Source organism: Actinomycetospora sp. NBRC 106378, from assembly GCF_030269685.1.
GTDB lineage: Bacteria > Actinomycetota > Actinomycetes > Mycobacteriales > Pseudonocardiaceae > Actinomycetospora.
Genome location: NZ_BSTT01000005.1, coordinates 104,252 through 129,269, shown reverse-complemented (window position 1 = coordinate 129,269; position 25,018 = coordinate 104,252). Strand labels below are relative to the sequence as shown.

The following is a 25,018-nucleotide window of genomic DNA, read 5'->3' as shown; positions in this document are numbered from 1 at the left end:
CGAGGGCGGGATGCAGGCCGAAGCCTCCCGCGGTGTCCCCGGTCGACTCGGGCAGGGCGACCTCGGCGTAGTGGACGTCGCCGTCCCGCCAGGCTGCGCGCAGGCCCGCGAAGAGCGGTCCGTAGGCGAAGCCGGCGTCGGCGAAGGCGTCGTAGCACCCGAGGACGTCGAGCGGCTCGGCGTCACGGGGCGGCCAGACGGTGGTGTCGAAGCCCGGCGCCGCGGCGACGTCCGGGGCGAGGACGCCCTCGGCGTGCCGGGTCCAGCCGTGCTCGGCCGCGTCGTCCGGGCAGGAGTACACCGCGACGCGACGGGTGGTCCCACCGGCGGGTTCGACGACGACCTGGACGCGGACCGCGCCGGTCTCGGGCAGCACCAGCGGTGCGGCCAGCGTCAGCTCCTCCACCCGGGCGGCTCCGACCTCGTCGCCGGAACGCAGCACCATCTCCAGCAGCGCGGTCCCGGGGACCACGACCTGGCCCATCACCCGGTGTTCCCCCAGCCACGGCGTGCTCGCCAGCGACAGCCGGCCGGTCAGCACCGACCCGCCCCCGGACGCCAGCTCCACCGCGGCTCCCAGCAACGGGTGCCCCGGCGAACCGAGGCCCGCCGCGCGCACGTCACCGCGCGCCGCCGAGACCGTCGGCCAGAACCACTGCCGCGCGAAGGCGTAGGTCGGCAGCGGCACCCGACGCGCGCCCGACCCCGTGAGGACGGCGGTCCAGTCGATCGGCTCGCCGTCGACGTGCAGCGCGGCCAGGGCCGCCAGCAGGGAGCGCGGCTCCTCGGTGTCGGGACGCAGGGTCGCGACGACGGCGGCGTCCGGCTCGGCCGTCTGCCCGACGAGCCCGGCGAGGGTGGCGTCCGGGCCGAGCTCGACGAACCGCCGGACGCCCCGGGACGACAGCGTCCCCACCGCATCGGCGAAGCGCACCGTGGCCCGGACCTGCTCCACCCAATAGCCCGGGTCGGTCAGATCCGCCTCACCACCGGTCACCGTCGACACCACCGCCAGCTGCGGGGCCCGGTACTCCAGCGACCCCGCCACGACGGCGAACTCCGCCAGCATCGGCTCCATCAACGGCGAGTGGAACGCGTGCGAGACCCGCAGACTCGTCGACCGCCGACCCTCGAACCGGCCCACCACCGCAGCAACCGCGTCCGCGGCACCGGACACCACGACCGAGCGGGGCCCGTTCACCGCCGCGATCGACACCTCACCGGCCAGCAGCGGCGCCACCTCGTCCTCGGTCGCCTCCAACGCCACCATCGCCCCACCCTTGGGCAGGGCCTGCATCAACGACGCCCGCGCCGCCACCAGACGACACGCATCGGGCAGCGAGAACACCCCCGCCACATGCGCCGCCGCGATCTCCCCGATCGAATGCCCCACCAGCACATCCGGGGCCACCCCCCACGACTCCACCAACCGGAACAGCGCCACCTCCAGCGCGAACAACGCCGGCTGCGCCCACCCCGTCTCATCCAGCAACTCCGGGTCCGAACCCCACACCACCTCGCCCAACGGCCGATCCAGCAGACCGGAGAACCCGGCACACACCGCGTCGAACGCCGCCGCGAACACCGGGAACCGGGCGTGGAGCTCACGCCCCATCCCCAGCCGCTGCGACCCCTGACCCGAGAACAGGACGGCCAGGCGACCCGGACGGGCCCGGCCGGTGACCGCAGCCGCGTCCGTCTCCGCCACGAGCTCGGCCAGGGCGGCGGTCGCGGTCTCCCGGTCGTCGACGAGCACCACGGCCCGGTGGTCGAGGCGGGCGCGGGTGTCGGCGAGCGCGCGGGCGACGTCGGCCGGGGTGCGGCCGTCGTCGAGCAGGCCGCCGTGCTCGACCGCATCGAGCAGCCGGGCGGCCTGGTCGGTCAGCGAGGTCGGGGACGCGGCCGAGAGCACCCAGGGCACCGCGCCGACGGGGCCGTCCGCGACGGCGGGCGCCGGCGGCTCCGGGACGGGCTGCTCGAGGACCACGTGGGCGTTCGTGCCGCTGATGCCGAACGACGACACCCCGGCGCGGCGCGGGCGGCCGGTCTCGGGCCACGGGGTCGTCTCCGTGAGCAGCGCGACGTCGCCCGCGGTCCAGTCGACGTGCGAGGAGGCCGTGGCCGCGTGCAACGACGCCGGGAGGGCGCCGTGCCGCATGGCGAGCAGCATCTTGATCACGCCGGCGACACCCGCGGCGGCTTGCGTGTGGCCCAGGTTCGACTTGACCGAGCCGAGCAGCAGCGGCTCGTCGCGGTCCTGGCCGTAGGTGGCGAGCAGCGCCTGCGCCTCGATCGGGTCTCCCAGCGACGTGCCCGTGCCGTGCGCCTCGACGACATCGACGTCGACGGCGCTCAGTCCCCCGGCGGCGAGGGCCTGCCGGATCACCCGCTGCTGGGACGGCCCGTTCGGGGCGGTCAGCCCGTTGGAGGCACCGTCCTGGTTGACCGCCGACCCGCGGATCACGCCGAGGATCTCGTGACCGTGGCGCTCGGCGTCCGAGCGGCGCTCCAGCACGAGCATGCCGACGCCCTCGGACCAGCCGACCCCGTCGGCGTCGTCGGAGAAGGGCTTGCACCGGCCGTCGGGGGCGAGGCCGCGCTGGCGGGAGAAGTCGACGAACACCGCGGGCGTCGACATCACCGTCACGCCCCCAGCGAGGGCGAGGGAGCACTCGCCGGAGCGCAGGGCCTGCATGGCCCAGTGCATCGCGACCAGGGACGACGAGCACGCGGTGTCGACGGTGACCGCCGGCCCCTCGAGACCCAGGGTGTAGGCCACGCGACCGGAGGCGATGCTCGGCGAGCTGCCGCTGCCCTGGAAGCCCTCGAACTCGGGCCCGGCCAGGACGGTCGAGTAGTCGTTGTACATGACGCCGGCGAAGACGCCGGTCGCGCTGCCGCGCAGCGAGGTCGGGTCGATCCCGGCCCGCTCGATCGCCTCGTACGACGACTCCAGCAGCAGCCGCTGCTGGGCGTCCGTCGCGAGCGCTTCGCGCGGGCTCATCCCGAAGAACGCCGGGTCGAACTCGCCCGCGTCGTGCAGGAACCCGCCGGCGGCCGTGTACGAGGTGCCGGTGTGGTCCGGGTCGGGGTGGTAGAGCCCGGCGAGGTCCCAGCCGCGGTTGGTCGGGAACCCGCTGATCGCGTCGGTCCCGTCGGCCATCAGCCGCCACAGGTCCTCGGGCGAGGCGACCCCGCCCGGGTACCGGCAGGCCATCCCGACGACGACGATCGGGTCGTCGGTGACGACGGCGGTGGCCGGCACGGCCTCGACCGGGGTCTCGTCCCCGACCAGCTCGTCGCGCAGGTGGGCGACGAGGGAGTCGACGCTCGGGTGGTCGAACACGGTCGTGGCCGGGAGGCGCAGTCCGGTGGCCGCGCCGAGGCGGTTGCGCAGGTCGACCGCGGTGAGCGAGTCGAAGCCCAGGTCGCGGAAGGCGCGGGTCGTGTCGACCTCGCCGGCGCCGCCGTGGCCGAGCACCAGGGCGACCTGGCTGCGGACGAGGTCGGCGAGGACCTCGGTACGCCCGGTCGGGTCGAGCGCGAGCAGCCGGGCCCGCAGGTCGTCCGCGACCGGGGACGCCGTGACGACGCCCCGTCGGCTGCGGGTGCGGATGAGGGAGCGCAGCAGCGGCGCCGGCCCGCCCTGGGCGCGCAGGGTCGCGAGCTCCAGGCGCACCGGGACGAGGGCCGCGTCGTCGCCGGCGAGGGCCGCGTCGAACAGGGCCAGCCCCGTGGCCGGGTCGAGCGGCGGCACCCCGGACCGGGTGATCCGCTCGAGCTCGGCCTCGCTGAGGGTGCCGGTCATGCCGCTGCCCGCCGACCACGGGCCCCATGCCAGCGAGAGCCCGGGCAGGCCCGCGGCGCGGCGGTGCGCCGCGAGGGCGTCGAGGAACGCGTTGCCGGCCGCGTAGTTGGCCTGCCCCGCGCTGCCGAACGTGCCGGCCATCGAGGAGAACACCACGAAGGCACGCAGGTCGAGGTGGCGGGTGGCGTCGTGCAGGTGCCACGCCCCGTCCACCTTGGGCGCCAGCACCGGATCGAGGCGCTCGGGGGTGAGGGCCTCGACGACACCGTCGTCGAGGACACCCGCGGTGTGCACGACCGCCGACACCGGCGTCCCGGCGAGCAGGCGGTCCAGTGCGGCGCGGTCGGTCACGTCGCACGCCGCGACGCGCACCCGCGCCCCGGCGGCGGTGAGGTCCGCCGTGATCTCGGCGGCCCCGGTCGCGTCCTCGCCGCGTCGGCTGACGAGCAGCAGGTCGCGCACACCGTGCCCGGTGACGAGGTGGCGGGCGACGAGGGCACCGAGACCACCGGTGCCGCCGGTGACCAGGACGGGGCCGTGCGTGTCGAGCGGCGCGGCGTCGTCGGTGGCGACCGGGGGGACGGGCGCGCGGACCAGGCGCGCGGCCTCGACCGCCGCACCGCGCAGGCGCAGCTCGGGCTCGTCGCCGCCCAGGGCGGCGGCGGGCACGACGAGGGACCCGTCGGCGGAGGCCTCCGCGTCGAGGTCCAGCAGGCCGAACCGGTCGGGGTGCTCGGACCGGGCGGCCCGCAGCAGACCCCAGGCCGCGGCCGCGGCCGGGTCGGCGCCGGTCGTCGCCCCGCGGGTCACGACGACGAGGCGCGTGTCCGCCAGGCGCGGGTCGGCCAGGTGGGTCTGCACCAGCGCGAGGGCGCGGCGCGCGAGGCGGTGCGCCCGGGCGGGGACGTCCTCCTCCGGCTCGCCGGCTTCGTCGAGCGTGCTCAGCACCGTGCCGACGAGGACCTCGTCGGGCAGCTCGGCACGGTGGACGGCGCCCGCGTCGGCGAGGGCGGCGACGAGGCCGAGCGGGTCGTGCCCCAGGACGGTGACGGGCCCGGCCGGGCCGGCCGCGCCGATCGTCAACGGGACCCAGTCCAGGCGGAACAGGGCGTCGTCGCGCGGGTCGTCGGCGCGGGCCGGGGCTCGGGTGGTGAGCTCGGCGACCTCGGCGACGGGCGTGCCGGTGAGGTCGGCGAGGGCGACGGCGAGCGTGCCGTCCGGCGCGCGGCGCAGGGCCACGCGCAGGGCCGTCGCGCCGGCGGCGCGCACCGAGATCCCGGTCCAGGCGAACGGCACGTCCCCGCCCGGGCCGTCGAGCAGCCACGCCGCGTGCAGGGCGGCGTCGAGCAGGGCCGGGTGCAGGGCGGCGGTCGCGGCGTCGTCGTGGACGTGCTCGGGCAGCGCGACCTCGGCGAACACCTCCTCCCCGCGACGCCAGGCGGCGCGCAGGCCCGCGAAGGCGGGGCCGTACCCGAAGCCCTCCTCGGCCCGCGCCGGGTAGAAGCCGGTGAGGTCGACGGCGTCCGCGCCGGCCGGGGGCCAGACCGTGATCGGCTCGGCCGCAGGAGCGGGCCGGTCGGCGAGCGTGCCGGTGGCGTGCGGGGTCCAGGGGGCGTCGGGGTCGCCGTCGGGGCGGGCGTGGACGGTCAGCGACCGTCGGCCGGACCCGGCGTCGGGCCCGACGCGGACCTGGACCCGGACGGCGCCGTGCTCGGGCAGGGCGAGGGGGGCGCCGAGGGTGAGGTCCTCGACGTGGTCGCAGCCGACCTCCTCCCCGGCGCGCAGCGCGAGCTCGACGAACGCGGTGCCGGGGAGCAGGACCCGGCCGGCGACGGCGTGGTCGGCGAGCCACGGGTGGGTGGCGGTCGCGAGCCGCCCGGTGAGCAGGACGCCGTCGGCGTCGGCGAGCTCCACGGCGCCGTCGAGCAGCGGGTGCGCGGCGGCGGTCAGCCCGAGCGCGGCGGCGTCGCTGCGTCGCCGGGCCCGGGGCCAGTAGGTGGTGTGCTCGAAGGGATAGGTCGGCAGCTCGACGGTCGATGCCCCGAGCCCGACGAGAGCCGCGGCGGGGTCGACGCGACCCCCGTGGACGTGCAGGGCGGCCAGGGCGATCAGCGCGGTCCTCGGCTCCGGGGTGTCGCGGCGCAGGGCGGCGACGGTGAGCACGTCGGGGTCGGTGACGGTCTGCCCGACGAGCCCGGCAAGGGTGGCGTCCGGGCCGAGCTCGACGAACCGCCGGACGCCCCGGGACGACAGCGTCTCCACCGCATCGGCGAACCGCACCGTGGCCCGGACCTGCTCCACCCAATAGCCCGAATCGCTCAGATCCGCCTCACCACCGGTCACGGTGGAGACGACCGGCAGCTGCGGGGCCCGGTACTCCAGCGACCCCGCGACCTGGGCGAACTCCGCCAGCATCGGCTCCATCAACGGCGAGTGGAACGCGTGCGAGACCCGCAGACTCGTCGACCGCCGCCCCTCGAACCGGCCCACCACCGCAGCAACAGCGTCCGCGGCACCGGACACCACGACCGAGCGGGGTCCGTTGACCGCTGCGATCGACACCTCACCGGTCAGCAGCGGCGCCACCTCGTCCTCGGTGGCCTCCAGCGCCACCATCGCCCCACCCTTGGGCAGGGCCTGCATCAACGTGGCCCGCGCCGCGACCAGACGACACGCGTCGGGTAGCGAGAACACCCCCGCCACATGCGCCGCCGCGATCTCCCCGATCGAATGCCCCACCAGCACATCCGGGGTCACCCCCCAGGACTCCACCAGCCGGAACAGCGCCACCTCGAGGGCGAACAACGCCGGCTGCGCCCACCCGGTCTCGTCCAGCAGCTCCGGGTCCGAACCCCACACCACCTCGTCCAACGGCTCCGGCAACAGACCGGAGAAGCCGGCCGCCACCGCGTCGAACGCCGCCGCGAACACCGGGAACCGGCCATGGAGCTCACGACCCATCCCCCACCGCTGCGACCCCTGACCCGAGAACAGCACCGCGGTCCGGCCGGACGCGACGACACCGGTCGTCACGGCCGGGTCCTCGCGCCCCTCGGCGAGAGCGGCCAGCGCGGCGTCGACCTGCTGCGGCTCGGCCACCACGACAGCGCGGTGCGCCAGCGTGGCGCGGGTGCCCGCGAGGGCGAGCGCGACGTCCTGGGCGCGCAGCCCGGGCGTCGAGTCGAGGTGGTCCCGCAGCCGGTCGGCCTGGTCGCGCAGCGCCGTCGCGGACGCGGCGGAGAGGACCCACGGGAGGGCGCCGGTCTCCACCGGCTCCGACGACGGAGTCGTCCCGAGACCCGGTCCGGCCTCGAGGACGACGTGGGCGTTGGTGCCGCTGATCCCGAACGACGACACCCCCGCACGGCGCGGCCGCCCGGCCGACGGCCAGGGTGTCGCCGCGGTGACGAGGGCGACCTCGCCGGCCGTCCAGTCGACGTGCGACGAGGCGGTCCCGGCGTGGAGGGTGGGCGGCAGGACGCCGTGGCGCATCGCCTCGACCATCGTGATGATCCCGGCGACCCCGGCGGCGGCCTGGGTGTGCCCGAGGTTCGACTTCACCGACCGGAGCCACAGGGGCCGCTCCGGGTCCCGGTCCCGGCCGTAGGTCGCGAGCAGGGCCTGCGCCTCGATCGGGTCACCGAGGGTGGTGCCGGTTCCGTGGGCCTCCACGACGTCGACGTCGGCGGTCGTCAGGCCCCCGGAGGCGAGGGCCTGGCGGATCACCCGCTGCTGGCTCGGGCCGTTCGGGGCCGTGAGCCCGTTGGAGGCGCCGTCCTGGTTGACCGCCGACCCGCGCAGCACGGCGAGGACCGGGTGGCCGTTCGCCTCCGCGTCGGAACGGCGCTCGAGGACCAGCATGCCGACGCCCTCGGACCAGCCGACGCCGTCGGCGTCGTCGGAGAAGGCCTTCGACCGGCCGTCGGGGGCGAGGCCGCGCTGGCGGGAGAACTCGACGAAGGTGGTGGGGCTCGACATGACGGTGACGCCCCCGGCGAGCGCGAGCGTGCACTCCCCGGAACGCAGGGCCTGCATCGCCCAGTGCATCGCGACCAGCGACGACGAGCACGCCGTGTCCACCGTGACCGCCGGGCCCTCCAGCCCGAAGGTGTAGGACACCCGGCCGGACGCGACGCTGCCCGCGCTGCCCTGTCCGCCGAGGCCCTCGTACTCCTTGCCGGCGAGGGCGTCGGAGTAGTCGTTGTACATGACGCCGGCGAAGACGCCGGTCGCGCTGCCGCGCAGGCTCGTCGGGTCGATCCCGGCCCGCTCGATCGCCTCCCACGTCGTCTCCAGCAGCAGGCGCTGCTGGGCGTCGGTGGCGGTGGCCTCGCGCGGGCTCATCCCGAAGAACGCCGGGTCGAACTCCCCCGCGTCGTGCAGGAACCCGCCCTCCCGGGCGTAGGAGGTGCCGAGGTGCTCGGGGTCCGGGTCGTAGAGGGCGTCCAGATCCCACCCGCGGTTCGTCGGGAACCCGCTGATCGCGTCGGTCCCGGAGGCGACCAGCCGCCACAGGTCCGCGGGCGAGGCGACCCCGCCCGGGTACCGGCAGGCCATCCCGACGACGACGATCGGGTCGTCCGCCACGGGCGGCAGGGCCCGCAGCGGCACGGCGTCCGCGGCGTCGGCCTGCTCGTCGCCGAACAACTCGGCGTCGAGGTGCTCGGCCAGCGCCGCGATCGTCGGGTGGTCGAAGACGACGGTCGCCGAGAGCCGCAGGCCCGCGACCGAGCCGAGGCGGTTGCGGAGGTCGACGGCGGTCAGGGAGTCGAACCCGAGGTCGCGGAACGCACGGTCCGCCTCGAGCGCGGACCCGTCGGCGTGGCCGAGGACCATCGCGACCGCTCCGCGCACCGTGTCGACGAGGGCCTCGGCCCGCTGCACGGGCGCGAGGCGACGCAGGCGCTCGACGAGCTCGCCGTCGGCGGTGCCGCCGGCGGCGGCGCGCCGGGAGGGGGCGCGGACGAGGCCGCGCAGCAGCGCCGGCACCACCGGGCGGCTGCGCAGGACCCCGAGGTCCAGGCGGGCGGCGACGGGCGCGGCGGTGTCGCCCCCCACGGCGGCGTCGAGGAGGGCGAGGCCCTGCTCCACGTCGAGGAGCGGCATCCCGGCCTCGGCGGCGCGGCGCACGTCGCGCTCGTCGAGCCCGGCGGTCATGCCGGCCTCCTGCGCCCAGGCGCCCCACGCGATCGCGGTGGCGGGCCGCCCGAGCGCTCGCCGGTGGTGCGCGAGGGCGTCGAGGAACGCGTTCGCGGCGGCGTAGTTGCCCTGGCCGGCCCCGCCGAACACGCCGGCGGCCGAGGAGAACAGCACGAACGCCGCCAGCTCCAGCCCGGCGGTCGCCTCGTGCAGGTGCCACGCCGCATCGACCTTCGGCGCCAGTACCCGCTCCACCGCCTCCGGGGTCAACGACGCCACCGTCGCGTCCTCGAGCACCCCGGCCGCATGGACCACCGCGGTCAACGACGGAGCCTCGGTCAGCAGCGCGTCGAGCGCGGCACGGTCGGCGACGTCGCAGGCCCGCACGGAGACCGTGGCGCCCAGGGCCTCGAGGTCTGCGGTCAGCTCGTCCGCACCCGGGGCGTCCGGGCCCCGACGGCTGGTGAGCAGCAGGTGCCGTACCCCGTACTCCCCGACGAGGTGGCGGGCGACGACGGCTCCCAGGCCTCCCGTGCCCCCGGTGACCAGCACGGTCCCCTCGGGGTCGAGGGCGACCGGCTCGGTCGGATTCCCCCGGGCGAGGCGGGCGGCGAGGGCGCGGCCCGCGCGCAGCGCGAGCCACGGCTCGTCGAGGGCGAGCGCCCCGGCGAGGGCGGAGGGCGCGGCGTCGGAGGTCGGGTCGGTGGGCAGGTCGAGGAGCGCGACCGCGCCCGGGTGCTCGGTCTGCACCACGCGGACGAGGCCGGCCACGGCCGCGCCGACGAGGTCGGTCACGGGCGTGCCGCCGGCGGGCGTCGCGCCCCGGGTCACGACGACGAGGCGGGAGGCCGCGAGGCGCTCCTCGTCGGTCCAGCGCTGCGCGAGCGCGAGCACCTCCTGCACGGCCGCGTGCGCGGCCTCCGGCAGGGGACCGTCGGCGACGACCGGGAACAGGACGACCGGCGGGACGGCGTCGGCGGCGAGGAGGTCGTCGAGGGTGTCGTGGTGCCGGCCGGTGGAGCCGGGGAGGACGTCGCGGCGACCCAGGGTGGCCGGCTCCGCCGGGAGGTCGACGGCCGGCAGGTCGATCTCGGTCCAGTCCACGCCGAACAGGGCGTCCGCGACCCGCGGGGCCGGGGCGAGCGTGGCGGCCTCGAGCGGCCGGGCGAGCAGGCGGTCGACGTGCGCGACGGGGGCGCCTGCGGCGTCCGCGACCGTGATCGTGGTCCCGCCGCCCGCGGCCGGAGCGAGTCGTACCCGCAGCGCGGTGGCGGCGGTCGCGTGCAGCGTCATGCCCTCCCAGGAGAAGGGCAGGCCGGCGGTCTCCTCGCCGCCGGCGGCGAGGAGTGCGACGTGCAGGGCGGCGTCGAGCAGGGCCGGGTGCAGGTCGAACCCGGTGCCGTCGCCGGCGGCGTCGGGGAGGACGACCTCGGCGTAACGGACCCGGTGGTCGCGGTCGTCGCGCCAGGCGCCGCGCAGCCCGCGGAAGGCGGGGCCGTAGCCGAAGCCCGCCGCCGCGAACGCCGGGTAGCAGTCCTCGACGTCGAGGGCGGTGGCCCGCGGCGGCGGCCACTCGCCGTCGAGGGCCGTGCCGGTGGCCGCGGTGGTGGCGGCCGTGAGGGCGCCGGAGGCGTGCAGGGTCCAGCCGTCACCGCCGGCCTCGGGCCGGGCGTGCAGGGTCACCGAACGGCGGCCGCGGCCGTCGTCGGGACCGACCCGGACCTGGAGGAGCACCGCGCCGGTGGGCGGGAGCACGAGCGGCGCGGCGAGGGTCAGCTCCTCGACCCGGCCGGCGCCGACCTCGTCCCCGGCGCGCACGGCGCACTCGAGCAGCGCGGTCCCGGGCAGCACGACCGTGCCGGCCACGACGTGGTCGGCGAGCCACGGCTGCCCGGCGAGGGTCACGCGCCCGGTGAGCAGCGCCCCGCCGTCGTCGGCGAGCTCCACGGCGCCGTTGAGCAGCGGGTGCCCGGTGGCGGTGAGGCCGAGGGCCGCGGCGTCGGCCGGCGGCTTGGCCGTGGGCCAGTAGGTGGTGTGCTGGAAGGCGTAGGTCGGCAGCGCGACGCGACGCGACGCCGGCCCGGCGAACCAGGCTCCCCGGTCGACCGGCGCGCCGCTGACGTGCAGGGTCGCGAAGGCCGCGGTGATCGCCTCGATCTCGTCGGTGCCGGTGTCGGTGTCGGCGCCGGTGCCGTGGCGCAGGGCCGGGACCACGACCGCGTCCCCACCGAGCGCCCCCGCGACCATCGCCGAGAGCACCCCGCCCGGACCCACCTCCAGATACGTCCCCACCCGACGCGCCTCGAGCGTCTCCACCGCATCGGCGAACCGCACCGTGGCCCGGACCTGCTCCACCCAATAGCCCGGATCGCTCAGATCCGCGTCGTTCCCGGTCACCGTGGACACCACCGGCAGTCGCGGCGTCGAGTAGTCCAGCGACTCCGCCACGGTGGCGAACTCCGCCAGCATCGGCTCCATCAACGGCGAGTGGAACGCGTGCGAGACCCGCAGGGTGGTGCTGCGCCGCTCCGCGAACTGCCCGACGACGGCCGCGACCGCGTCGCCGGTGCCCGAGACCACCACCGAGCGGGGACCGTTGACCGCTGCGATCGACACCTCACCGGTCAGCCACGTCGAGACCTCCGCCTCGGTCGCCTCCAGCGCCACCATCGCCCCACCCGTGGGCAGGGCCTGCATCAACGACGCCCGCGCCGCCACCAGACGACAGGCGTCGGGCAGCGAGAACACCCCCGCCACGTGCGCCGCCGCGATCTCCCCGATCGAATGCCCCACCAGCACATCCGGGGCCACCCCCCACGACTCCACCAGCCGGAACAGCGCCACCTCCAGGGCGAACAACGCCGGCTGCGCCCACCCCGTCTCGTCCAGCAACTCCGGGTCCGAACCCCACACCACCTCGCCCAACGGCCGATCCAGCAGACCGGAGAACCCGGCCACCACCGCGTCGAACGCCGCCCCGAACACCGGGAACCGGCCATGGAGCTCACGACCCATCCCCCACCGCTGCGACCCCTGACCCGAGAACAGCACCGCGGTCCGGCCGGACCGGGCCCGACCGACGGTGGCCGCCGTGTCGTCACCGGCCGCGAAGGCCTGCAGCGTGGCGACCGCGCTGTCCCGGTCCCCCGCGACGACCGCGGCGCGGTGTTCGAAGAGGGCGCGCGAGGTCGCGAGCGCTGCGCCCACGTCGGCGGTCTGCTCGGCGGGGAGCACGGCCACGGCCTCGGCGAGGCGGCCGGCCTGGTCGCGCAGGGCGGCCGGCGTCCGGGCGGAGAGCAGCCACGGCACCGGCCCGGTCCCGGCAGCCGGCTCCGGGACGGGCGCCGAACCGGGAGCCTCGACGATGAGGTGGGCGTTGGTGCCGCTGATGCCGAACGACGACACGCCGGCCCGGCGGAGGTGTCCGCGCTCGGGCCACGGCGTCGTCGCGGTCAGGAGCTCCACCGCGCCGGACGCCCAGTCGACGTGGGAGGTGGGCTCGGTGACGTGCGCGGTGGCGGGCAGGGTCCCGTGGCGCATCGCCAGGATCATCTTGATCACCCCGGCGGCGCCGGCAGCGGCCTGGGTGTGCCCGAGGTTCGACTTCACCGAGCCGAGCAGCAGGGGCTGCTCCGGGTCCCGCTCGCGGCCGTAGGTCGCGAGCAGCGCCTGCGCCTCGATCGGGTCGCCCAGGGTGGTGCCGGTGCCGTGCGCCTCCACGACGTCGACGTCGGCCGTCGTCAGCCCGGCCGACGCCAGGGCGGCGCGGATGACCCGCTGCTGGCTGGGGCCGTTCGGTGCCGTGAGCCCGTTCGAGGCCCCGTCCTGATTGACCGCCGACCCGCGCAGCACGGCGAGGATCTCGTGGCCGTGGCGCAGCGCGTCCGAGCGGCGCTCCAGGACCAGCATGCCGACGCCCTCGGACCAGCCGACGCCGTCCGCGGACTCCGAGAACGGCTTGGAGCGTCCGTCCGGGGCGAGCCCACGCTGTCGGGAGAACTCGACGAAGGTGTCGGGGACGGCCATGACGGTCGCGCCGCCCGCCAGGGCGAGGGAGCACTCCCCCGCCCGCAGGGCCTGCGCGGCGAGGTGCATGGCGACCAGCGAGGAGGAGCACGCCGTGTCGACGGTCATCGCCGGGCCCTCGAGGCCGAACGTGTAGGAGACGCGGCCGGAGGCGACCGACAGGGCGCTGCCCTGCCCGCCGAGCCCCTCGTGCTCCTCGCCGTGGACGGTGGTGACGTAGCCGCTGTACATGACGCCGGCGAACACCCCGGTCGCGCTGCCCCGCAACGACGTCGGGTCGATGCCGGCGCCCTCGATGGCCTCCCACGTCGTCTCCAGCAGCAGGCGCTGCTGGGCGTCGGTGGCGGTGGCCTCGCGTGGGCTCATCCCGAAGAAGTCGGCGTCGAAGTCGCCGGCGGTGTGCAGGAACCCGCCCTCCCGGGCGTAGGAGGTGCCGGTGTGCGCGGGGTCGGGGTCGTAGAGGGCGTCGAGATCCCATCCGCGGTTCGTCGGGAAGCCGGACATGACGTCGGCGCCCTCGGCGAGGACCGACCAGAGTCCCTCGGGTGAGGTGACCCCGCCCGGGAAGCGGCAGCTCATGCCGACGATGACGATCGGGTCGTCGGCGAGGTCCGCGGGGTCGGCGGGGTGCGGCCCGGCGGGGGTCGCCGGGGTGGTGTCCGGCCCGAGGAGCTCGTCGAGCAGGTGCTCGGCGAGGGCGGCGACGCTGGGGTGGTCGAACACGGTCGTCGCAGGGAGGCGCAGCCGGGTGGCGGTGCCGACGCGGTTGCGCAGCTCGACCGCGGTCAGGGAGTCGAACCCGAGGTCGCGGAAGGCACGCTCCGGGTCGATCTCGTCGTCGCCCCCGTGGCCGAGGACGAGGCCGGCCTGGGTCCGCACCAGGTCGCGCAGCGCTTCGCGACGGGCGGCGCGGTCGAGGCCCCCGAGCGCCGCGAGGGTCCCGCGGTCGGCGCTCGCGGTCCGGCGGGCGGGGGTCCGGACGAGTCCGCGCAGCAGCGGCGGCACGACCTCCGCCGCGCGCAGCGCGGCCGGGTCGATCCGGACCGGGACGAGAGCCGGGGCCCCGCTGCGGGTGGCGGCGTCGAACAGCGCGAGGCCCTGCTCGACGTCGAGCAGCGGCATCCCGGACTCCGCGGCGCGGGCGACGTCGCGGTCGGACAGCTCGGCGGTCATGCCGACGCCCTGCGCCCAGGCGCCCCAGGCGAGTGAGGTCGCGGGGAGGCCGAGGTCGCGGCGGTGGACGGCCAGCGCGTCGAGGAAGGCGTTGCCCGCGGCGTAGTTGCCCTGGCCGGCGCTGCCGAGCACGCCGGCGGCCGAGGAGAAGAGGACGAAGGCCGCCAGGTCCAGCCCGGCGGTGGCCTCGTGCAGGTGCCACGCACCGTCGACCTTCGGCGCCAGCACGCGGTGCAGACGCTCGGGGGTCATGGAACTCAGGAGCCCGTCGTCGACGAGACCGGCGGTGTGGATCACGGCGGTCAGCGGCCGCGGCGCCGCCGCGACCAGTTCGTCCACCTGCGCCCGGTCCGCCACGTCACACGCCCGCACCAGCACGCTCGCGCCGAGGGCCTCCAACTCGGCGACCAGCTCCGCCGCCCCCGGCGCGTCGGGACCCTGACGGCTCGACAGCAGCAGCGAGCGCACTCCCCGCTCGGCCACCAGATGCCGCGCCAGCAACCCACCCAGACCACCGGTGCCACCCGTGACCAGCACCGTCCCCTCCGGGTCGAGCCCCCGCGGAACCCTCAACACGATCTTCCCGACATGCCGGGCCATCGAAATGAACCGGAACGCCTCCCGCGCCCGCCGCACGTCCCAACACCGCACCGGCACCGGCTCGAGCGCCCCGACCCCGAACAACCCCACCAGCTCGCCCAACATCGACGCGATCCGACCCGGCTCCACCCACCCCAGATCGAACGCCCGATACATCACCCCCTCCGGCACCGACCCGGCCTCCCGGACGTCGGTCTTGCCCATCTCCAGGAACCGGCCACCCGCCCCCAACAACCCCAGCGAGGCGTCCACGAACTCCCCCGACAGGGCGTTGAGCACCACATCCACCGTCGGGAACCGCTGCGCGAACCCCAGATCCCGCGACGACGCGATGTGATCCCCGGCCACCCCCAACGAGCGCAGCACCTCCCACTTCGGCTCCGACGCCGTCGCATACACCTCGGCGCCGAGGTGGTGGGCGATCTGGATCGCGGCCATCCCCACCCCACCGGCCCCGGCGTGGATCAGGACCTTCTCCCCCGGACGCAGCCCGGCCAGATCCACCAGCGCGTACCAGGCGGTCAGGAACACCAACGGCACCGACGCCGCCGTCGCGAAGTCCCAGCCGGCGGGCACCCGGGTGAGGCGCCGGGAGTCCTGGACGGTGCGGGAGGCGAGACTCCCGGTCATGACGCCGAGGACGGCGTCGCCGACCGCGAGGTCGGTGACCTCGGCGCCGACCTCGGCGACGACACCCGCGCCCTCGTGGCCGAAGGGTCCGGCGTCGCCCGGGTACATGTCCAGGGCCTTGAGGACGTCGCGGAAGTTCAGGCCGGACGCGCGCAGGTCGACGCGCACGTCGAGGGCGCCGAGGGGTGCGTCCGCGGCCTCGGCGGGGACCAGGGTGAGGGCGTCGAGGCTGCCCAGGGCCGGGCTGTCCATCCGCCAGTGCCCTCCGTCGGGGACGACGAGGTCGGTCTCCGTCGCGGCCCGGGCGAGGCGGGGGGTGAGCAGGGCGTCCTCGCGCAGCGCGAGCTGCATCTCGTCGCTGCGCAGCGCGGCGACGAGCTGCTCGCCGTGGGCCACGGTGCTCCGGGTGCGGTGCGGGTCGAGGTCGACGAGGCGCGCGGAGCCGGGGTCCTCGGACGCGGCGGTGCGCAGGAGACCCCAGACCGCGGCGGCCGCGGGGTCGGTCACGCCGCTGTCCCCGGCGTCGACGGCCCCGGCGGTCACGGCGACGACCCTGGTCCCCGTCTGCAGGAGGGCGAGGACGTCGGTGGAGCACGCGTGCGCGGCCGTCGCGGGGTCGCCGCACCCGGTCCGGTCACCGACGACGGGGAGGACGACCGTGGCTCCGGGGTGGTCGGCGACGGCGGCCACGTCGGGCAGGGCGGTGACGGTGACACCGGCGTCCGTGAGGTCCGCGACGAGGGAGGCGGCGAGGTCCGCCGCCGTACCGGCGCCGAGCACGACGACGGGGCCCAGGGGTCGGTCGGCCGGCGCGGCGGCCGGCACCCAGTCGAGGGCGAACAGGGCGTCGCGGGTCGGGTCGGCACGCAGGGCGCCGGCGTCGACGGGCCGGGCGAGCAGGCGGTCGACGGTCGCGACCGGGGCGCCCGCGGTGTCGGAGACGGCGATCGCGGTCCCACCGGTGGCGTCCGTGGTGAGCCGGACGCGCAGCGCGGTGGCCCCGGTCGCGTGCAGGGTGACGCCCTCCCACGCGAACGGCAGGCCACCGGGCCCCCGGGCGGTGAGCAGGGCGGCGTGCAGCGCGGCGTCGAGCAGCGCGGGGTGCAGACCGAAGCCGGCGACGGCGTGCTCGGCGTCCTCGGCCGCGTCGGTGACCGGCAGCGCGACCTCGGCGTACACGCTCGTCGCGTCCCGCCAGGCCGCCTGCAGGCCGCGGAAGGTCGGGCCGTAGGCGAACCCGGCGTCGGCGAAGGCCTCGTAGCAGCCCTCGACCTCGACCGGTTCGGCGCCGACCGGCGGCCAGACGGTGTCGGAGGCCGGCGCCGGGGCGACCGCGGGCGCCACCGTGCCGGAGGCGTGCAGGGTCCACGGCCCGTCGGCGTCGGCCTCGGGGCGGGCGTGGAGGGTGAGCGGACGGGCGCCGGCGTCGTCGGGAGCCCCGACCCGGACCTGCAGCGTGACCGCACCGTCGGGCGACAGCACCAGCGGCGCGGCGAGGGTCAGCTCCTCGACGTGGGAGGCACCGACCTCGTCGCCGGCGCGCACGGCGCACTCGAGCAGCGCGGTGCCGGGCAGGAGCACGGCGCCGGAGACGACGTGGTCGGCGAGCCACGGGTGGGTGGTCGGACCGACCCGGCCGGTCAGCAGGACGCCGTCGTCGTCGGGGAGGTGCACGGCCGCGCCGAGCAGCGGGTGCCCGGCGGCGCCGAGCCCGGCGGCGCGGACGTCGCCCGTGGTGCCGGGGCGCGCGACCGGCCAGAACCACCGGTGCTGGAAGGGGTAGGTCGGCAGGTCGACCGGGGCGCCCGGGAGCGCACCGGTCACGGCGGCCCAGTCCACGGGCAGGCCCCGGACGTGCAGCGCCGCAGCTGTCTCCAGCAGCGCGCGCGCCTCGGGGTGCTCGGCACGCACCGTGGGGACGGCCGCCCCACCGGCGGGCAGGGCGTCGGCGACCAGGGCCGCGAGGACGGCGTCGGGACCGACCTCCACGAAGGTCGTCGCACCGAGGTCGACCAGGGACGCCGCGCCGTCGGCGAACCGGACGGTGTCGCGGACGTGGCGGACCCAGTGCTCGGCCGAGCCCAGCGCGTCGGCGTCGGCGAGGGCGCCGGTGCGGGTGGACACCAGCGGGACCCGCGGTGCGGCCGGGGCGAGGTCCGCGACGGCGGCCCGGAAGTCGTCGAGCATCGGCTCCATCAGCGGGGAGTGGAACGCGTGGCTGACGTCGAGCCGGGTGGTGCGCCGGCCGAGGGCGGCGACCTGCGCGGCGAGGGCGAGCACGGCGTCCTCGGCGCCGGACACGACGACCGCGCGAGGGCCGTTGACCGCCGCGAGTGACACGTCGGGCCCCAGCAGCGGGGTGACCTCGTCCTCGTCCGCCGCGAGCGCGACCATGGCGCCGCCGTCGGGCAGGGCGTCCATGAGGGTGCCGCGGGCGACGACGAGCCGGCAGGCGTCGTCGAGATCCAGCGCCCCCGCGACGTGGGCGGCGGCGATCTCGCCGACCGAGTGGCCGGCGACGGCGTCCGGCACGATCCCCCACGACTCGAGGAGCGCGGCCAGCGCCACCTCGACGGCGAAGATGGCCGGCTGGGCGATGCGGGTGCGGGCGAGCGCCGCGGCGTCGGAGCCCCACACGACGTCGCGCAGGCTCTGCCCGAGGCCTGCGTCGAGGCGCTGCACGACGGCGTCGAACGTCCGCGCGAACACCGGGTGCCGGGCGGCGAGCTCGCGGCCCATGCCGAGGTGCTGCGACCCCTGGCCGGTGAACAGGAACGCGACGCGGCCGCGGGCGACGGCCCCCGTGCGGGCCGCGGTGTCCGGGGCCCCGGCGGCGAGGGCACGCAGGGCGGCGGCGCGCTCGCCAGCGTCGCCGAGGACGACGGCGCGGTGGTCGAAGGCGGCGCGGGCGGTGAGCAGGGCGTGCCCGACGGCAGCCGGGTCCAGCCCGGGGTGGGTCTCGACGTGCGCGAGCAGCCGGGCCGCCTGCTCCCCGAGGGCGGTCGGGGTGCGGGCGGAGAGGACCCACGGGAGGTCGGTGGGCGTGGCGTCCGGGGTCGTCGGGGCGGGCTGCGGGGCGGCCTCGAGCACGACGTGGGCGTTGGTGCCGCTGATCCCGAACGAGGAGATCCCGGCGCGGCGGGGCGCGCTGGCGGCGGGCCAGGCGACGGGGTCGGTGAGCAGCTCGACCGCGCCCGCGGTCCAGTCCACGTGCCGCGACGGGGCGTCGACGTGCAGGGTCCGCGGGAGCACCTCGTGGTGCATCGCGAGGATCATCTTGATGACGCCCGCGACGCCGGCGGCGGCCTGCGTGTGCCCGAGGTTCGACTTGACCGAGCCGAGCCGCAGCGGCCGCTCCGGGTCGCGGTCGCGGCCGTAGGTGGCGAGCAGCGCCTGCGCCTCGATGGGGTCGCCGAGGGTGGTGCCGGTGCCGTGGGCCTCGACGACGTCGACGTCGGCCGGGGTGAGGCCGGCGGCGGCGAGGGCCTGGCGGATGACCCGCTGCTGGCTCGGCCCGTTCGGGGCGGTCAGCCCGTTGGAGGCGCCGTCCTGGTTGACCGCCGATCCGCGCAGCACGGCGAGGATCCGGTGCCCGTTCGCCTCCGCGTCGGAGCGGCGCTCGAGCACGAGCATGCCGACGCCCTCGGACCAGGCGACGCCGTCGGCGGCGTCGGCGAAGGCCTTGGAGCGGCCGTCGGGGGCGAGGCCGCGCTGCCGGGAGAAGTCGACGAAGGTGCTCGGGGTCGACATCACCGTGACGCCGCCCGCGAGGGCGAGCGTGCACTCCCCCGCCCGCAGCGCCGCCGCGGCGAGGTGCAGCCCGACCAGCGAGGACGAGCAGGCGGTGTCGACCGTGACGGCCGGGCCCTCCAGGCCCAGCGTGTAGGACACCCGGCCGGACGCGACGCTCGGCGCGCTGCCGTTGCCGCGGAACGGCTCGTACTCGTCGTCGGTCAGGGCATCGGCGTAGTCGTTGTACATGATCCCGGCGAACACGCCGGTGGCGCTGCCGCGCAGGCTTGTGGGGTCGATCCCGGCGCGCTCCACGGCCTCCCAGGTCGTCTCCAGCAACAGGCGCTGCTGGGCGTCGGTGGCGAGCGCCTCGCGCGGGCTCATCCCGAAGAACTCCGGGTCGAACCACCCGGCGCCGTGCAGGAACCCGCCGGCGCGGACGTGGGTGTGCCCCGGACGGTCGGGGTCCGGGTCGTAGAGGTCCGCGAGGTCCCAGCCGCGATCGGTCGGGAACGGTCCGGTGGCGTCGCCGTCGGCGACCAGCAGCGCCCACAGGTCCTCGGGCGAGGCGACCCCGCCCGGGTAGCGGCACGCCATGCCGACCACCACCACGGGGTCGTCGGTCCCGGTCACGACGGCGGGTGCCGGGGCCGCCGCCGCCGCGGTCGCGTCGAGGGAGCCGTGCAGCTCGGCGTCGAGGTGGTCGACCAGGGCGTTCGGGGTGGGGTGGTCGAAGACCATGGTCGCGGGCAGGCGGAGCCCGGTGGCGGCGTTCAGCCCGTTGCGCAGCTCGACCGCGGTCAGCGAGTCCAGGCCGAGCTCGCCGAAGGGGCGGCCCGCCTCGATCTCGGCGGCGTCGGTGTGGCCGAGGACGTCGGCGATCCGGGCCCGGACGAGGTCGAGCAGCACCTCGCGGCGCCCGGCACCGGCCAGGCCGGCGAGGCGGGCGGCGAGCCCGTCGGTCCCGGTGGCGGCGGTGGAGACCGCGGCGGCACGGCGGGCCGGCGCGCGGACCAGGCCGCGCAGCACGGGCGCGATCTCGCCGCGCGAGCGGAGCACGGCCAGGTCGAGGCGCACCGGGGCGAGGGCGGGCGCCGCGGAGCGCAGCGCGGCGTCGAACAGACCGGTCCCCTGCTCGAGGGAAAGTGGGGGCAGCCCGGAGCGCGCGATGCGCTCGGCGTCGACGGCGGACAGGGCGGCGGTCATGCCGACCTCGCTCGTCCACGGCCCCCACGCGAGCGCGAGGCCGGGCAGGCCGGCGGCACGGCGGTGCCGGGCGAGGGCGTCGAGGAACGCGTTGCCGGCGGCGTAGTTGCCCTGCCCGGGGCTGCCGAACACCGCGGCGACCGAGGAGAACAGCACGAACGCGTCGAGCGGCAGGTCCCGGGTGAGCTCGTGGAGGTGCCACGCGGCGTCGACCTTCGGGGCGAGCACGGCGTCGACCCGGGCGGGGTCGAGGGTGCCGACGACACCGTCGTCGACGGTGCCGGCGGTGTGCACGACGGCCCGCAGCGGGTGCTCGGCCGGGATCCCGGCGAGCAGGCCGGCGAGGGCGGCGCGGTCGGTCACGTCGCAGGCGGCCACCTCGACGTGGGCGCCGAGTGCCGTCAGCTCGTCGACGAGGGCGGCCGCACCGTCCGCGGCCGCGCCCCGGCGGCTCGCGAGCAGCAACCGGCGGGCGCCGTGGGCGGTGACGAGGTGGCGGGCGAGGACCCCGCCGAGGCCGCCGGTACCGCCGGTGACGAGGACGGTGCCCCCGGGGTCGAAGGTGGGGGTGCTGCCCGCCGGGGTCTCGCGGGCCAGCCGCGGCGCGCGCAGCTCCCCGTCGACGACCGCGACGTCGGGCTCCTCGCCGGTGGCGGCGAGCGCGGCGCGCAGGAGGGCCGGGTCGACGTCGCCCGCGGGCAGGTCGAGGTGCGCCACCCGGCCCGGGTTCTCGGTGCGGGCGGTCCGGACGAGCGCCGCGGCGGCCGCGGCGGCGAGGCGGGCGGGCGCGTCGGGCCCGTCGGCCGCCGCGGTGCGGGTGGTGCGGGTGGTGAGCACCAGGCGGGCGTCGAGGGCGCGGTCGTCCGCGAGCCAGGCCTGGAGCAGGGCCAGCGTGGCGGTGACCGCCTCGTGCGCGGCGGTCGCCGGGTGCCCGCCGGAGCCCGCGGGCAGGGCGGCCACCACGACCTCGGGCATCGGGCCCGCCGCGAGGTCCTCGACCACGGCGCACCCGGCCGCGCGGAGCACCGTCGGGAGGTCGTCGTCGGCGCCGAGCACGCCGACGGTGGCCGGCCCGGGACCGTCGACCGGCGCCAGGACGGTGGGTTCGACCCGGAAGAGGGCGTCGCGCAGGGCGGTGTCCGGCTCGCCGGCGGGGACGGCCCGGGAGACGAGGGCGTCGACGGCGAGCACGGGCTCGCCGGTCGTGTCGTACACGGCGATCGACACGGTGTCCTCGCCGTCGGGGACGATCCGGGCCCGCACGGTGCCGGCGCCGGAGGCGGCCAGGTGGACCCCGGACCACGCGAAGGGCAGGCCGCCGGAGCTGAGCAGGCCGCACTCGCCGTAGGCGGCCGCGTGCTGGGCGGCGTCGAGCAGGGCCGGGTGCAGGCCGAAGCCCGCGGCCTCGGTGCCGCAGCGCTCGGGCAGCGCGACCTCGGTGAGGATCTCGGTGCCGCGGCGCCAGGCGGCCCGCAGCCCGCGGAAGGCGGGGCCGTAGTCGAAGCCGAGGTCGGCGAGCCGCTCGTAGCAGCCCGTGAGGTCGATCTCCTCGGCGTCGGCGGGCGGCCAGGCCGCCGCGTCGAACGCGGGGTCCGGGTGACCGCCGCCGACCCCGAGGACGCCCGTGGCGTGCTGGATCCACGACGGGTCGAGCCCGCCCTCCGCGCGGGAGGCGATGCCCAGCGTTCGCCGGCCGTCGTCGTCGGGAGCCCCGACGCGGACCTGCAGCTGCACCGCCCCGCGCTCGGGCAGCACGAGCGGCGCGGCGAGGGTCAGCTCCTCGATCCGGTCGCACTCCACCTCGTCGCCCGCGCGGATCGCGAGCTCGACGAACGCGGTGCCGGGCAGCAGCGCACGCCCACGGACACCGTGGTCGGCGAGCCAGGGGTGGGTGCGCAGCGAGAGGCGGCTGGTGAACAGCACCCCTCCGCCGTCGGCGAGCTCGACGGCGGCGCCGAGCAGCGGGTGCCCGGCGTCGTCGAGGCCCGCGGCGGCGACGTCGCGGGCGCCCCTGGTGGCCGCCGGCCAGTAGCGCTGGTTCGCGAACGGGTAGGTCGGCAGGTCGACCGGGCGGGCCCCGGCGTCGGCGAGCAGGGCGTCCCACCGCACGCCCGCGCCGCGGACCTGCGCGGCGGCGAGGCCGGCCAGGAGCGTCCGCTCCTCCGGGCGGTCTCGGCGCAGCAGCGGGACCGCGACGGCGGCGTCGGGCAGGGAGTCGTCGGCCATGCCGCAGAGCACCGCGTCGGGACCGAGCTCGACGAGGGTGTCGACGCCCAGCCCGACGAGACCGGAGACGGCGTCGGCGAAGCGGACCGACCCGCGGACCTGCCGGGTCCAGTAGTCGGCGCTGCGCAGGTCGGAGGCACCGGCGAGCGCGCCGGTCAGGGTGGAGACGACGGGGATCGTCGGCTCGGCGTACGTCAGCCCCTCGGCGACCGACCGGAACGCGTCGAGCATCGGGTCCATGAGCGGGGAGTGGAAGGCGTGGCTGACCCGCAGGGCCGTCGTCCGGCGGTCACCGAACCGCTCACCGACCGCGGCGACGGTCGCGGCCACGGCGTCCGTGTCGCCGGAGACGACCACGGCGGCCGGCCCGTTGACCGCGGCCAGCGCGACCCCGGGGCCGAGCAGCGGCGTCACCTCCTCCTCGGTGGCGGCGACGGCGACCATCGACCCCCCGGACGGCAGCGCGGCCATGAGCCGGGCGCGGGCGGCGACGAGGGCGGCGGCGTCGGAGAGGGTGAGCACCCCGGCGACGTGGGCCGCGGCGATCTCGCCGACCGAGTGGCCGGCGACCGCGTCGGGGACGAGACCGAGGGACTCGACGAGCCGGTAGAGGGCGACCTCGAGGGCGAACAGTGCCGGCTGGGCCCAGCCGGTGTCGTCGAGCAGCTCCGGCTCGGTGCCCCACACGACCTCGCGCAGCGGGCGGTCGGTGTGGCCGGCGAGGTGCTCGTCGAGCCGGGCGCAGGCCTCGTCGAACGCCGCCGCGAACGCGGGGAACCGGGCGTACAGCTCGCGCCCCGCGCCGAGGCGCTGGGAGCCCTGGCCGGAGAGGACGAGGGCGGTGCCGCCCTCGCCCGCGACGCCGCGGGCGATCTCGGTGGCGGCGGCCGGGACGGCGTCGGCGCAGAGCAGGACCGCGCGGTGCGGGAGGGTCGCGCGCCCCGCGGCCAGGGAGTGGCCGACGTCGACGGGGCGCAGCTCGGGGTGGGTGGCGAGGTGCGCGGACAGGCGGTCGCGCTGGGCGTCGAGGCCCGCGGCGGTCCGCGCCGAGAGGGCGAACGGGACCAGCGCGGGCGGGGTCCCGGCGGGCTCGTTCCCGGTCGCCACGGGGGCCTGCTCGAGGAGCAGGTGGGCGTTGGTGCCGCTGATGCCGAACGACGACACCCCGGCCCGCCGGGGCCGGCCCCGCTCCGGCCACGGGACGGCGTCCGCGGCGAGGCGCACGGCCCCGGCGGTCCAGTCGACGTCGGTGGAGGGCTCCTCGGCGTGCAGGCTGCGCGGCACGGTGGCCGCGCGCAGCGCCATGATCATCTTGATGACGCCGGCGACGCCGGACGCGGCCTGGGTGTGGCCCATGTTCGACTTCACCGAGCCGAGCAGCAGGGGCTCGTCGCGGTCCTGGCCGTAGGTCGCGAGCAGCGCCTGCGCCTCGATCGGATCGCCGAGGGTCGTGCCCGTGCCGTGCGCCTCGACCACGTCGACGTCGCCGGGCGCGAGGCCCGCGCTGCGCAGGGCGGCGCGGATGACCCGCTGCTGGGAGGGCCCGTTCGGGGCGGTCAGCCCGTTCGACGCCCCGTCCTGGTTGATCGCGGAGCCCCGCAGGACCGCGAGGACCGGGCGGCCCGCGCGCTGCGCGTCGGAGAGCCGCATGAGGGCGAGCACGCCGGCGCCCTCGGCCCAGCCGGTGCCGTCGGCGCGGTCGGAGAACGGCTTGCACCGCCCGTCGGCCGCGAGGCCGCTCTGGGCGGTGAAGGCGACGAACGGGCCGGGGGTCGCCATCACCGAGGCGCCGCCGGCGAGGGCCATCGAGCACTCGCCGGCGCGCAGGGCGGCGACCGCCTGGTGCAGGGCGACGAGCGAGGAGGAGCACCCGGTGTCGACCGTGACGGCCGGTCCCTCGGCGCCCAGCGTGTAGGAGAGCCGCCCGGAGATCACGCTCGCCGCGTGGCCGGTCGTCGAGTAGACCTCGACGTCCTCGTCGGAGGCCGCGATCACCTCGCCGTAGTCCTGACCGGTGGTCCCGACGAAGACGCCGGTGTCGCTGCCGCGCAGGCCGGACGGGTCGATGCCCGCGCGCTCGAGGGCCTCCCAGGTGATCTGCAGCAGGATGCGCTGCTGCGGATCCATCGCGACCGCCTCGCGCGGGGAGATCCCGAAGAACCCGGGGTCGAAGCCCGCGACGTCGTCGAGGAACCCGCCGACCTGCGCGAGGCTCGCCCCCTCGCCGTCGCCGGCGAGCCGCTCGAGGTCCCAGCCGCGGTCGGTGGGGAACGGGCCGAGCACGTCGCGACCCTCGACGACGACCTGCCACAGGTCCTCCGGCGACGCGACGCCGCCGGGGAAGCGGCAGCCGATCCCGACGACGGCGACCGGCTCCGCGGCCGCGGCGACGAGCGCCTCGTTCTGGCGCCGGAGCCGCTCGATCTCCTTCAGCGACGTCCGCAGGGCCTCGACGTACTCGTTGCTCGGCGTGCTCAT

Annotated in this window: 1 protein-coding gene (only partly in view); it reads right to left on the bottom strand. The window is 77.1% G+C overall.

Annotated features, from left to right (window positions below):
* A protein-coding gene (locus QSK00_RS13805) for a type I polyketide synthase (protein WP_285591588.1) crosses the window boundary here: on the bottom strand, nucleotides 1-25,018 show its 5' portion. The gene continues 7,367 nt to the left of window position 1, outside the view; the window shows 25,018 of its 32,385 coding nt (coding positions 1-25,018); the start codon lies at nucleotides 25,016-25,018; the stop codon falls past the left edge of the window.